The following is a 13349-nucleotide window of genomic DNA, read 5'->3' on the forward strand; positions in this document are numbered from 1 at the left end:
GGACTTCCAGGAATGTGTTCGATTCATTGTGGCGAAGGGGCGCGCTCCCACTGGGCTGCGCCACAGTCCACTTGCGGCTGCGGCCCAACGCTCGCTTGCGCCCGGTTCACCAACCGCTGCACCCACGCGGCATCCTGGTCACTGACCACCCCATAGCGGTTCGGCGGTAGAAAATTCCAGTGATGAGCGGTCTCGGTAAGGCGCTTGAGCTCCTCGGCAGACATCCAGTACGGCGTATCCACCAATGGGATCGGCTCACCCTCGAAACGCCGGCCCAACTCTAGGTTCGTGCCGGGGGCGAAGGCGATCGCCAGTTGCTGGCCGGGTTGCAGCCGTTTGTCCGGTGCGGGCATTTGCCCTATTCGCCCGTAGCTGAAGTCGCCCGGAAATTGCTCCTTGAGCACCAACCAGTGCCCTGCCGCAGTCCGGGCCAGGATCCATTGCGACACACCGCTGTCTTGCACGCATTTCAGCTTGCCGTTAGACCATTGCATAAGGGTGTTGCAGTCCGGATCGAAGTCGTTGGACCACAGGTTGATACCGCAGACCAGAGTATGGTGTTCGAGCTCGACCAGCCCTTGATCAGGCATCGATTGCCAATAGCGCTTGGTCGGGTCGCGTGTATCGCGCCAGTAGTTGTGCAGGATCCACGCCGCCATGAACAGCAAGGTGGCGAGCACAAGCCAGCCAAGGGAATCCCCAGCGATCCGGTCAAGATTGACGCCCGGGGCGGATAATCCCTGATAGACCAGCAACCCCAGCAAAAACGCGATGCCCGGCAACACCGGGCCCAGGCACAACGGCGGCACCAGCACCACGATCCAGCTGAAGCGATGCATAGTCGCGCGCTCACGCGCCCAGGCCAGCTCCTGCGCCAGCATCGGCGCCCGCTCCCGTGGGCCAATGTCAGGATCGGGGGTCTGGAAGCGTATATACAGGCTGTAAGTGTCATCGCTCATGGATCGAATCAAGCCCTTGAAGTCATCATGGTCGAGCAGCCCTTCGGGACGCCCCTTGCCGCTGGAACACGCGTATTATCCAGGTAACCACGCGCCATGTAGACAGACATTCATGCCCATCTCCCAAACTCGCCCCTCGCCCGCGCCCTTGCTCAAGCCAGGCGAGACAGTGGTCCTGTTCGACGGCGTTTGTAAACTGTGCAATGGCTGGGCGAGATTCCTGATCCGCCATGACCACGCCCGACGAGTGCGGTTGGCCTCCGTACAGTCGCCCGAAGGGCAAGCCCTACTTGCCTGGGCGGGCCTGCCCTTGCAGCAATTCGAGACCATGGCGGTGGTTCGCGACCAGCATTACTGGGTGCGTTCGGATGCGATTTTTGAAGTCGTAGCCCTGCTGCCCTGGGCCTGGCGCCCGGTGAAACTACTGCGCTACATCCCCCGCCGGCTTCGGGACTGGGCCTATGATCGTATTGCCCTGAATCGTTACCGGCTGCTTGGCAAATACGACGTATGCCTTTTGCCGAACGCGGATCATGAAAGCCGTTTCTTGAAGGCTCCAGCGCCTGGGAGCGATACGGTGGAACGGATCGGTACTTAGCCCAGCGGGGCCGCGACGCTCACACCGCCCGAACGCCTTGCAAAGCTGGGTTCTGCAGGCGCTGCCGAAGGCTGCGATCTTTTGATTTTGATCTTGATCTTGATCTTGATCTTTCACTTTTGACTCAATTGTCTGGGACAAGATCGCAGCCTCGTTGCACTCGACAGCTCCTACAACAGCTCCTACGACAGCTCCTACATCGCCGTATTGGCTCCCTGCTGATACTCCCGAGGGGTGCAGCCGAACTCGCGGCGAAACACGGTGTGCAGGTATTGCGCCGATTTGAAGCCGCAGTTCTGGGCAATCTCGGCAATCGGCGAGTGGGTGTTTTCCAATCCATTGGCGGCGGCGGCCAGTTTGAAGCGCAGGATTTCGTCGTGGACGCTGCAACCGCGCTCCTTGCGAAAGTGTGATTCCAGCGATGAGCGCGACACCCCCACATAAGCCGCCACCTGGGCCGTCTTGATGCCCTGGCAGGCGTATTGGCGGATGAAGAGCAGTGCCTGCATGACATAAGGGTTGCCCAACGGTTGATGCAGGCTCGACACCTGCACATTGATCGCATCAGGCGGGACCAGAATCTGCGTGCCCGTGGACGGCATGCCGTGCAGCATTTGATGGAGCAGGCGCGCGGCGGTCCGCCCCATGGTTTCGGTGCCTTGGATCACCGAACTCAGCGGCACCCGCGTCAGGCTGCGGGTCAGAGGGTCGTTGTCGATGCCGATCAACGCCACTTGCTCGGGTACGGCGATCCCGGCGGTCAGGCAGGCTTGCAGCAACTGCCGGGCGCGGGCGTCGCTGACAGCGATGATACCGATGGGTTTGGGCAGGCTTTGCAGCCAGGCGATCTGCTGTTCGACGGCGCTGTCCCACAGCGGTGCGCTGGTGCCCATGCCGCGATAGACCTCGGCGTGCAGGCCATCGCGCTGCACCAGCCGGCGAAAGGCTTTTTCCCGTTCCTGGGCCCATCGATTGGCTTGTGACTCAGGCAGGCTGAAACAGGCAAAACGGGTCAGCCCGGCTTCGATCAGGTGCTCGTAGGCCAATGTCATCAACGCGTCATTGTCGGTGGCGACATAGGGAATGCCCTTCGGATAGGCGCGTTCATCCTGATAAGAGCCGCCCACCGCCACCACCGGCAGCTTGATCCCGGCCAGCGCCTCGCCGATCAGCGGGTCGTCGAAGTCGGCGATGATCCCGTCGCCCTGCCAGCGCTCGATGCCTTTCAAGCGGCAGAGAAAATCCTCTTCGAGGAACAAGTCCCAGGACGCGCGCGTGCTGCTCAGGTAATTACCGATGCCGCTGATGATGCCGCGGTCGTAGATCTTGCTGCCATTGAACAACAACGCAATGCGGTGAACGGGCGGGACGGTTTTCATTGGTTTAACCCTGGGCCGATGCACACAGACTAGGCGCGCGAGCGATGAACCTCAATACTCAAAATCGAACGCCCTGTTGGTGATTTTCATAATCAGCAGCCACGGGGCCGGCGTTAGTATCGAGACACCGCCAAGAATAAAAAGGAACTCGCCCATGTCGTACTTCCCCGCTGTCGACAAGATTCGCTACGAGGGCCCCGCCAGCGACTCGCCGCTTGCCTTCCGTCACTACGACGCCAACAAGCTGGTGCTCGGCAAGCCCATGCGCGAGCACCTGCGCATGGCGGTCTGCTACTGGCATACCTTCGTCTGGCCGGGGTCCGATGTGTTCGGTGCCGGCACGTTCAAGCGCCCCTGGCAGCACGCCGGGGATCCCATGGAACTGGCCATCGGCAAGGCCGAAGCGGCGTTCGAGTTCTTCTCCAAGCTGGGCATCGATTACTACTGCTTCCACGACACCGATGTCGCCCCGGAAGGCCATTCGCTCAAAGAGTACCGCAACCACTTCGCCCAGATGATCGACCACCTGGAGCGCCATCAGGAACAGACCGGGATCAAGCTGCTGTGGGGCACCGCCAACTGCTTCAGCAATCCGCGCTTTGCCGCCGGCGCCGCCAGCAACCCCGATCCGGAGGTGTTCGCCTGCGCCGCCGCCCAAGTGTTCAGCGCCATGAACGCCACCCAGCGCCTCAAAGGCTCCAACTACGTGTTGTGGGGCGGCCGTGAAGGTTACGAAACCCTGCTCAACACCGACCTGAAACGCGAGCGCGAACAGCTGGGCCGCTTCATGCGCATGGTGGTCGAGCACAAGCACAAGATCGGCTTCAAGGGTGACCTGCTGATCGAGCCCAAGCCCCAGGAACCGACCAAGCACCAGTACGATTACGACAGCGCCACGGTGTTCGGCTTCCTGCAACAGTTCGGCCTGGAAAACGAGATCAAGGTCAACATCGAAGCCAACCACGCGACCCTGGCCGGGCACAGCTTCCATCACGAGATCGCCACCGCCGTCTCCCTGGGCATTTTCGGCAGCATCGACGCCAACCGTGGTGATCCGCAGAACGGCTGGGACACCGACCAGTTCCCCAACAGCGTCGAGGAAATGACCCTGGCCACCTACGAAATCCTCAAGGCCGGGGGCTTCGGCAATGGCGGGTTCAATTTCGATTCCAAGGTCCGGCGCCAGAGCGTGGACGAACTCGACCTGTTCCACGGCCACGTCGCCGCCATGGATGTCCTCGCCCTCGCCCTGGAGCGCGCGGCGGCCATGGTGCAGAACGATCAGTTGCAACAGTTCAAGGACCAGCGCTACGCCGGTTGGAAGCAACCGTTTGGCCAAGCGGTACTGGCCGGTGATTTCAGCCTTGAGTCACTGGCCGAGCATGCCTTCACCAACGAGCTGGATCCCCAGGCCGTCAGCGGTCGCCAGGAGATGCTCGAAAACGTGGTCAATCGGTTCATCTATCCCTGACAACGGGCAATGGCCGGGGCCCAGGGGCTGTTACATTCGCACGACAAATCTGTGCCCACGGCGCCCTGCAACGCTCTACAGTTCTACCCGGTATCACGCTCATCGTCAGGCAGTGTCTTTCAAACAACAATAAAAGGACGCACTACATGAAAACATTCAAACGTACCCTGCTCGCCGGCGCCCTCGCCCTGCTCTCGCTTCCGGTCATGGCCGATGCGGCCCATCCAAAAATCGGTTTTTCCATTGATGACCTGCGCTTGGAACGCTGGTCGCGGGACCGTGACTACTTTGTCGCGGCGGCGGAAAAACTCGACGCCAAGGTCTTCGTCCAGTCCGCCGATGCCAACGAGCAGAAGCAGATCTCGCAGATCGAAAACCTGATCTCTCGTGGCGTCGATGTGATCGTCATCGTGCCGTTCAACGCCACCGTGCTGACCAACGCCGTCGCCGAAGCCAAGAAGGCCGGGATCAAGGTGGTGTCCTATGACCGACTGATCCTCAACGCCGATATCGATGCCTACATTTCCTTCGATAACGAAAAGGTCGGCGAAATGCAGGCCAGCGGCGTGCTGAAGGCTGCGCCCAAGGGCAACTACTTCCTGCTCGGTGGCGCCCCTACGGACAACAACGCCAAGGTCCTGCGCGAAGGCCAGATGAAAGTGCTGCAACCGGCCATCGACAAGGGTGACATCAAGATCGTAGGCCAGCAGTGGGTCAAGGAATGGAACCCCACCGAAGCCCTGAGCATCGTGGAAAACGCCCTGACCCGGAACAACAACAAGATCGACGGCATCGTCGCCTCCAACGACGCCACCGCCGGCGGCGCCATCCAGGCCCTGGCCGCCCAGAAAATGGCCGGCAAGGTGCCGATCTCCGGTCAGGACGCCGATCTCGCGGCGGTCAAGCGGGTGATCGATGGCACCCAGACCATGACCGTCTACAAGCCGCTGAAACTGATTGCCTCCGAAGCCGCCAAGCTCTCGGTGCAACTGGCGCGCAACGAAAAGCCCAGCTTCAGCTCGCAGTACGACAATGGCAGCAAGAAAGTCGACACCATCCTGCTCACCCCCACGCCGTTGACCAAGGACAACATCGACCTGCTGGAAAAGGACGGGTTCTATACCAAGGCGCAGATCGCCGGGCAGTGACCTGACACCAAGCCACTTCCCTGTGGGAGCGAGCTTGCTCGCGATGACGGCAGCCCATCCAATATCGATGCAAGCTGAACCACCGCTATCGCGAGCAAGCTCGCTCCCACAGGTTCCGCGGTTTGCCGGGTGTCCTTTCTTGTGAGTCCTTGCCATGTCCGACTACCTGCTGCAAATGAACGGCATCGTCAAAACCTTTGGCGGTGTCAAAGCCCTGAACGGCATCGACATCAAGGTCAGGCCGGGAGAGTGCGTCGGCCTGTGCGGTGAAAACGGCGCGGGCAAATCCACGCTGATGAAGGTGCTGTCGGCGGTCTATCCCTACGGCACCTGGGACGGTGAAATTCTTTGGGACGGCCAGCCGCTCAAGGCGCAGTCCATCAGCGAAACCGAAGCCGCCGGGATCGTCATCATTCACCAGGAGCTGACCCTGGTCCCCGACCTGTCGGTGGCTGAAAACATCTTCATGGGCCACGAACTCACCCTGCCCGGCGGGCGCATGAACTACCCGGCGATGATCCACCGCGCCGAAGCCCTGATGCGTGAACTCAAAGTGCCGGACATGAACGTCTCGCTGCCGGTTTCGCAGTACGGCGGTGGCTACCAGCAACTGGTGGAAATCGCCAAGGCGCTGAACAAGCAGGCGCGGCTGTTGATCCTTGATGAGCCCTCCTCGGCCCTGACCCGCTCGGAAATCGAGGTGCTGCTGGACATCATCCGCGACCTCAAGGCCAAGGGCGTCGCCTGCGTCTACATCTCCCACAAGCTCGATGAAGTGGCCGCCGTGTGCGACACCATCTCGGTGATCCGCGATGGCAAACACATCGCCACCACCGCGATGACGGACATGGACATCCCCAAGATCATCACCCAGATGGTCGGACGGGAAATGAGCAACCTCTACCCCACCGAACCCCACGACATCGGCGAGGTGATTTTCGAGGCGCGCCACGTCACCTGCTACGACGTCGACAACCCCAAGCGCAAACGGGTCGACGACATTTCGTTCGTGCTCAAGCGCGGGGAAATCCTCGGCATCGCCGGGCTGGTCGGTGCCGGTCGCACGGAACTGGTGTCGGCGCTGTTCGGCGCCTACCCCGGCCGCTACGAAGGCGAAGTCTGGCTGGGCGGCCAACCCATCGATACGCGCACGCCGCTCAAGTCGATCCGCGCCGGCCTGTGCATGGTCCCCGAAGACCGCAAGCGCCAAGGCATCATTCCGGACTTGGGCGTGGGCCAGAACATCACCCTGGCGGTGCTGGACACCTACTCCAAGCTGACGCGCATCGACGCCGAAGCCGAACTGGGCAGCATCGACAAGGAAATCGCGCGCATGCACCTCAAGACCGCGAGCCCGTTCCTGCCAATCACCAGCCTCTCCGGTGGCAACCAGCAAAAAGCCGTGTTGGCGAAAATGCTCCTGACCAAACCCCGTGTGCTGATTCTCGATGAACCCACCCGCGGCGTGGACGTCGGCGCCAAGTACGAGATCTACAAGTTGATGGGCGCGCTGGCGGCCGAAGGCGTGTCGATCATCATGGTGTCTTCGGAACTGGCCGAAGTGCTGGGGGTGTCCGACCGCGTTCTGGTGATCGGCGAAGGCCAGTTGCGCGGCGACTTCATCAACCACGAACTGACCCAGGAACACGTGCTCGCCGCCGCGCTCAGCCATAACAATAATGATCGGAAGTCCGCGTAGATGAATCAGGTCAAACAACTCTTCTCCCGCTACAAGATGCTCGCGCTGGTGATCGCCGTGGCGCTGATCTGGCTGTTCTTCAGCTGGCAGACCGAGGGTGGGTTCGTGACCCCGCGCAACCTCTCCAACCTGCTGCGGCAGATGTCCATCACCGGGATCCTGGCCTGCGGCATGGTGCTGGTGATCATCAGCGGCGAAATCGATTTGTCGGTGGGCTCGTTGCTTGGGCTATTGGGTGGCCTGGCGGCGATTCTCGATGTGGTCTATCACATCCCGCTACTGGCGAACCTGAGCCTGGTGGCCCTGTGCGGCTTGGTGATCGGCTTGGGCAACGGCTACATGACCGCCTACCTGCGCATTCCATCGTTCATCGTTGGCCTGGGGGGCATGCTCGCGTTTCGCGGCATCCTGCTGGGGGTGACCGGCGGCACCACCATTGCCCCGGTATCACCGGAGCTGGTCTACGTCGGCCAGGGTTACTTGCCGCACACCGTCGGGACCGGGCTTGGCATCCTGTTGTTCGCCCTGACCCTGTTCCTGACCTGGAAACAGCGACGCAACCGTGCCCTCCATGGCCTGACGGCGCACTCCCTGGTGCGTGACGTATTGCGTGTGGTGCTGATCGGCGCAGTGCTGGCCGGGTTCGTCTATACCCTCAACAGCTACGACGGCATCCCGGTGCCGGTGTTGCTCCTGCTGATCCTGCTGGGGGTGTTCAGTTATGTCACCAGCCAGACCGTGTTCGGCCGACGGGTCTATTCGGTGGGCAGCAACATGGAAGCCACGCGCCTGTCGGGCATCAACGTGCAAGCCGTAAAACTGTGGATCTTCGGCATCATGGGCGTGATGTGCGCCCTGGCCGGCGTGGTCAACACCGCACGCCTGGCCGCCGGTTCACCCTCGGCGGGCAACATGGGCGAACTCGACGCCATCGCCGCCTGCTTCATCGGTGGCACCTCCATGCGCGGCGGCTCCGGCACGGTCTACGGTGCCCTGCTCGGCGCGCTGGTGATCACCAGCCTGGACAACGGCATGTCGATGCTCGACGTCGACAGTTACTGGCAGATGATCGTCAAGGGCAGCATCCTGGTGCTGGCGGTGTGGGTGGATGTGAGTACGCGGACTGGGCGGCGTTGAGGGGGTTCATCATTTTGCTGGCGGGGTGAGAATGGGAAAGAATGAGGGGACACGCTTTGTTTGCAAGCTTCATGTTTTGCGCAGAGAAGGCCGGATTGTCCTCAACTTCCAACAACCGCTTTCGGATCAGCGACTTCAATCCAGCCCTTGCGCAAATAGTCCTGCGCGACAATCTTGCGGATCATGAAACAGTAGACGACGTGCAGTAGCACCGTGGCCCCTGCCATCCATGACGGGCCCGCCACAAGACCGATAGCCACGATGCCGAGCCAGATCAGCAAGTGTCGCCAGAGCCCTGCGAAAAACAGATAGATCACGCCCAAAAACAGAATCGCCAACACTTGGAACGCATCCACTTCTTCCACTTGATCACTGTCCGGATTCTTGAAATAGCGTGCCATGTACCACTCCTTCGTCAAGCATTTCCATTTTCAATCTGCTGCACTCGTCCAGCGTCAAGCACGGCCATCGTGGCTACACTAGCTGCGCCAAGGTCATGCCGGCAACTAAAAGCAACACAGGAATGTCCAGTGATTGAATCAGTACGAGAACTGACGGTACGGCAACTGCCAGAACTTCCTTCAGCGATTCGGCAACTGGAGGCAGAATCTGTTACAGAGGGTTTTAGGTTTCTTACTCGCTTGATCACCGGTTGGAGAAACGGCTCCAATCAATTCGATCAACCCGGGGAATGCTTTCTAGGAGTCTTCGACAACGGGCAACTGATTGCCGTTGGCGGACTCTCATATGATCCCTATGCCGCCCCGAGTGTCGGGAGGTTACGAAGGGTATATGTCACGCGTACCTCAAGGGGCCTGAAGGTGGGCAGATTTTTGGTCGAGCATCTCTTGAAGCATGCAGCATCACGGTTCCAAGCGGTGCGCCTGGCGACAGACACACCGGAGGGCGCAGCCTTTTACCTGCGCTGCGGATTTCGGCCGGTAGAAGATGATTTTGCGACCCATGTCATGTCATTTTCAGACGCTACGTAATCAGGACGAAAACACGCATGCTCATTGAGCCTTTCTCCATCGACATCCCCAACAGCGCCCTTGAAGACCTTCGGCACCGCCTGCTGAACGCAAGGCTGCCAGAGCCCATGGCCGGACAAGGCTGGAGCGAAGGCATGGACATGGATGTGCTACGGGAGCTTCTCGCACATTGGTCGACCGCGTTCGATTGGCGTGCCCAGGAAGCCGCGCTGAATCGCCTGCCGCAGTTTGTTACCCACATCGGCGTGCAAAAGGTCCATTTTATTCATCAACGTGGCATCGGTCCGAAACCGATGCCGTTGATCCTCACCCACGGCTGGCCCGGCTCGTTCATCGAGATGCAGCGCATCATCCCATTGCTGACGGACCCGGCCCGCCATGGCGGCGACCCTGCGGACGCCTTCGATGTGGTGGTGCCGTCGCTGCCCGGCTACACCTTTTCCGCGCCGTTCCAGCAATCCGGCATGGGGCCCTATGAAGTGGCGGGCTTGTGGAATGAGTTGATGAGCGGGCTGGGCTATGAGCGCTTTGGCGCCCAGGGTGGGGACATTGGTGCTGGCGTGTCGACGTGGCTGGGTGTGCGTTTTCCCGAGCGGGTGACGGGCATTCACCTCAATTACATCCCGGGTTCCTATCGCCCTCCCCTTGGCGAAACGGAACCCGCGCAGACAGCGGCAGAAATTGCCTTCCTGCAACGCGCCGGGGCCTTTGCCGATGCCGAAGGCGCCTACGCGCACCTGCAAAGAACCAAACCGCAAAGCCTCGCCGTGGGCTTAAATGATTCACCGGCGGGACTCTTGGCGTGGATGGGCGAAAAGATCCTGTCCTGGTGCGATACCAACCCCGCCATCGATCGAGAATGGCTGCTGACCAATGTCACGCTGTACTGGCTGACGAACTGCATCGGCTCGTCGTTTCGCCAGTATGTGGAAGGTAGCAAGCGGCCGTTGCTGTTCAACCACGGCGAACGGCTGAAACCACCGGTTGGGGTTGCGCTGTTTCCCAAGGAACTGCCTATGCCGCCCAGGAGTTGGGTGGAGCGCTGCTGCGAGGTGAAGCGCTGGACCGAGATGCCTCGTGGTGGTCATTTTGCTGCGTTGGAGCAGCCGGAGTTGTTGGCGGAGGATATCAGGGCGTTTTTCCGCATCTGTCGTTAGAAAAAATCCGAACAAGCTCAGCGCAAGCCTTCTGTGGGAGCAAGGCTTGCCCGCGATGAAGATGATACGGTCTTCCGGGGAACCGAGGTGCCTGCATCGCGAGCAAGCTTTGCTCCCACAGAAACCTGTGCACTCACAGTGGCGCGGCAAGAGGTGATCCGAAAATCTCGTAGGAATTTACCTCCCGTGGCGAGGGAGCTTGCTCCCGCTGGGCTGCGAAGCGGCCCCAAACCAAACACCTTATTTCGCCAGGCGCACCGCAGGCACCGGTTTTGCGACTGCTGCGCAGCCGAGCGGGAGCAAGCTCCCTCGCCACAGGGACGGTGTGCGTCCTACAGGTCGGTTGTGGGCGCCGGGATCGACTTCTATAGTTGGGTCGTCGCTGGCTTTGGCCGGTGACTGGGTTTCGCAGCCCTCGATGAAAAAGATCTAATACCGTCAAATGAAATTCAGGCAAACTTGCCCGCGTTCATTTTATGGCGGTTGTGCGCGGGAGACTTTCGGGTCTGCCGAGTTTTTGGATTCTTTTCCTCGGTCTGCGAACCCTCGCGCAACTGCCACCCATTTGATTCGCAGCGAAAAGGTGGCATTTCTTTTTTCTTAAAGGGAATTCAACCTCATGACAACTCACTCATCCAGCCGCTTCACCCCTCTCACCCAAATCGCCACCACCCACCCCGTCCTGCTGATCGACACCCAAGCCCCACTCACCGAACTCCACGCCTGTGCCAGCGAACGCCTGCACGCCACGCTCGAATACCTGACCTTGGTGGCGTGCAGCAGCCTGCGTGATTCGGCATCGAGCGACATCAACACCATCACTAACGTCGCCCGAATCCTGGTGCAGGATGTGGCGGATGTGTTCGGTGTGATCGAACAACGCGGGCTCGAAGGCTGAAAAACGCGTGGGAGCGAACCTGCTCGCGATAGTGCCCTGTCAGCCAACATCAATGCTGACCGATCGAATGCCATCGCGAGCAAGCTCGCTCCCACAGGGGGCTTGGGCTGGCTGCAAAGTCGAGATGCGCCAACGATCAAAATGTGGCAGCGAGCCTGCTCGCGATAGCGCCCTGTCAGCCAACATCAATGCTGACCGATCGAATGCCATCGCGAGCAAGCTCGCTCCCACAGGGGGCTTGGGTTGGCTGCAAAACCGAGACGCGCCAACGATCAAAATGTGGGAGCGAGCCTGCTCTCGATAGCGCCCTGTCAGCCAACATCAATGCTGACCGATCGAATGTCATCGCGAGCAGGCTCGCTCCCACAGGGCGCTTGGGCTGGCTGCAAAATCGAGACGCGCCAACGATCAAAATGTGGCAGCGAACCTGCTCGCGATGGCGCCCTGTCAGCCGCCATCAGTGTTGACTGATCGAATGCCATCGCGAGCAGGCTCGCTCCCACAGGGGGTTTGGGCTGGCTGCAAAATCGAGATGCGCCAACGATCAAAATGTGGGAGCGAGCCTGCTCGCGATAGCGCCCTGTCAGCCAACATCAATGCTGACCGATCGAATGCCATCGCGAGCAAGCTCACTCCCACAGGGGGCTTGGGCTGGCTGCAAAATCGAGATGCGCCAACGATCAAAATGTGGGAGCGAGCTTGCTCGCGATGGCGGCGGCAAAATCAACATCTGCGCAAACTGACGCACCGCTTTGGCAAGCAAGCTGACATACCCGCTTGCCAAACCTGACGGCCGAAAGTTACTGTCGGCACCATGAACCTGCCACAGATCGCCTCGACCACCACAACCACGACCGCCAAGGCGGGTCGTGAGGTGTCGTGAGCCCATAACACACGTATCTCAAAGGCCCGCCAGCGATGGTAAGGGCCTTTTCTTTTGCCCTTGCGTCGCTGGCCCACACGCAAGGAAAGCACCATGCACGCGCTGTTGATTCTCGATATGCAAGTTGGGTTGTTTCACGGCCCGGATAAACCCTGGGCTGGCGACGCACTGCTGGATACGTTGAATGGCCTGCTGCTCAAGGCCCGGAGGGCTGGCGCACCGGTTTTCCTGGCTCGCCATGTAGGCCCGCCTGGCTCGCCCATCGAGCCTGCAAGCCCGCTGACGCAACGGGTGCAGGAACTGCAGTTGGAGGGTGATGAAGTCATCTTCGAAAAAAACCGCCCCAACGCCTTCACCCTGACGGGCCTGGCAGAGCGCCTAAAGGCTTGCGATGCTGAAGGCTTGGTCATCACCGGTATGAAAACCCAGTATTGTATCGACAGCACCTGCCGAGCCGCCCGGGACCTGGGGTTCGACGCGGTCCTGATCGCTGACGGTCATACCTGTTCCGACACGCCTGAATTAAAGGCAGAAATGATCATCGCCCATCACAACGCAACCCTGGCAGGCGCCTTCTGTCGTGTCGTTCGCGCTGAGGACTGGTGCTTCTAAACTCCATCACAAGATCGGCTCACGTTGGGCCGGTCTTGTTCAACAAGCGGAGCTCACAACATGGACCCGTTGCAACCCTCGCAATGCGCAAACATGGAGGACATCCGACGCGAAATCGATGCCCTCGACCAGGCGGTCATCACGCTGCTGGGCAAGCGCTATCAATACGTGCTCGCGGCCTCGAAATTCAAGACTTCCGCATCTTCGGTGCAGGCACCGGAGCGTTTCAAGGCCATGCTGGCGACACGACGCGAGTGGGCCGAGGCCGAAGGCTTGAGCCCGGATGCCATCGAGAAGCTGTACAGCGACCTGGTGCATCATTTCATTGCCGAAGAGATGAAGCGCTGGACCGCGCATCAATCCGGCACCTGATCGCTACTCACCCGTGGCTGGAACAACTTCTCGGGCAGGATTGT

Annotated in this window: 13 protein-coding genes; 10 read left to right on the plus strand and 3 right to left on the minus strand. The window is 60.3% G+C overall.

All coding sequences use genetic code 11. The features are described from left to right. Positions 1–23: 23 nt before the first annotated feature. Positions 24–959, minus strand: a complete 936-nt coding sequence (locus KI237_RS16335) for a hypothetical protein (protein WP_212796127.1) — start codon at positions 957–959, stop codon at positions 24–26. Positions 960–1071: 112 nt separating this feature from the next. On the opposite strand from KI237_RS16335, the gene KI237_RS16340 reads away from it, so the two are divergent. Continuing rightward, positions 1072–1557 (plus strand): thiol-disulfide oxidoreductase DCC family protein, encoded by a 486-nt coding sequence (locus KI237_RS16340; protein ID WP_212796128.1) that lies wholly within the window; start codon positions 1072–1074, stop codon positions 1555–1557. Between the two features lie 194 nt (positions 1558–1751). On the opposite strand, the gene KI237_RS16345 is transcribed toward KI237_RS16340, so the two are convergent. Continuing rightward, complete coding sequence (locus KI237_RS16345) at positions 1752–2936, minus strand: XylR family transcriptional regulator (protein ID WP_212796129.1); 1185 nt, start codon at positions 2934–2936, stop codon at positions 1752–1754. A gap of 154 nt (positions 2937–3090) precedes the next feature. On the opposite strand from KI237_RS16345, the gene xylA reads away from it, so the two are divergent. The 4 genes from xylA (at position 3091) to KI237_RS16365 (ending at position 8391) form a co-directional block, all read left to right on the plus strand. Then, the gene (gene xylA / locus KI237_RS16350; RefSeq protein WP_212796130.1) at positions 3091–4407 is read left to right on the plus strand and encodes a xylose isomerase; all 1317 of its coding nucleotides are present in this window, start codon (positions 3091–3093) and stop codon (positions 4405–4407) included. Between the two features lie 146 nt (positions 4408–4553). Continuing rightward, complete coding sequence (xylF, locus tag KI237_RS16355) at positions 4554–5555, plus strand: D-xylose ABC transporter substrate-binding protein (RefSeq protein ID WP_109753000.1); 1002 nt, start codon at positions 4554–4556, stop codon at positions 5553–5555. A 154-nt stretch (positions 5556–5709) separates the two neighbouring features. Beyond that, a complete protein-coding gene (gene xylG / locus KI237_RS16360; RefSeq protein WP_212796131.1) occupies positions 5710–7254 on the plus strand; it encodes a D-xylose ABC transporter ATP-binding protein in 1545 nt (514 codons plus the stop codon). Beyond that, complete coding sequence (locus tag KI237_RS16365; RefSeq protein WP_212796132.1) at positions 7255–8391, plus strand: sugar ABC transporter permease; 1137 nt, start codon at positions 7255–7257, stop codon at positions 8389–8391. Positions 8392–8492: 101 nt separating this feature from the next. Here KI237_RS16365 and KI237_RS16370 read toward each other — a convergent pair whose 3' ends face one another. Next, on the minus strand, positions 8493–8792 hold the full coding sequence (locus tag KI237_RS16370; protein WP_212796133.1) for a DUF2628 domain-containing protein: 300 nt from the start codon (positions 8790–8792) through the stop codon (positions 8493–8495). A gap of 129 nt (positions 8793–8921) precedes the next feature. On the opposite strand from KI237_RS16370, the gene KI237_RS16375 reads away from it, so the two are divergent. The 5 genes from KI237_RS16375 (at position 8922) to KI237_RS16395 (ending at position 13305) form a co-directional block, all read left to right on the plus strand. After that, positions 8922–9383 carry a GNAT family N-acetyltransferase gene (locus tag KI237_RS16375; RefSeq protein ID WP_212796134.1) on the plus strand — a complete coding sequence of 154 codons (462 nt, stop codon included), beginning with the start codon at positions 8922–8924 and terminating at the stop codon, positions 9381–9383. A gap of 17 nt (positions 9384–9400) precedes the next feature. Further along, complete coding sequence (locus KI237_RS16380; RefSeq protein WP_212796135.1) at positions 9401–10540, plus strand: epoxide hydrolase family protein; 1140 nt, start codon at positions 9401–9403, stop codon at positions 10538–10540. Positions 10541–11159: 619 nt separating this feature from the next. After that, positions 11160–11438 carry a fructose-bisphosphate aldolase gene (locus KI237_RS16385; RefSeq protein ID WP_212796136.1) on the plus strand — a complete coding sequence of 93 codons (279 nt, stop codon included), beginning with the start codon at positions 11160–11162 and terminating at the stop codon, positions 11436–11438. A gap of 976 nt (positions 11439–12414) precedes the next feature. Then, positions 12415–12933, plus strand: coding sequence for an isochorismatase family protein (locus KI237_RS16390; protein ID WP_212796137.1), 519 nt, complete (start codon positions 12415–12417; stop codon positions 12931–12933). Positions 12934–12993: 60 nt separating this feature from the next. Further along, positions 12994–13305, plus strand: a complete 312-nt coding sequence (locus KI237_RS16395; RefSeq protein ID WP_212796138.1) for an isochorismate lyase — start codon at positions 12994–12996, stop codon at positions 13303–13305. Positions 13306–13349: the final 44 nt, after the last annotated feature.

The sequence above is a fragment of the Pseudomonas sp. St316 genome (assembly GCF_018325905.1).
GTDB lineage: Bacteria > Pseudomonadota > Gammaproteobacteria > Pseudomonadales > Pseudomonadaceae > Aquipseudomonas.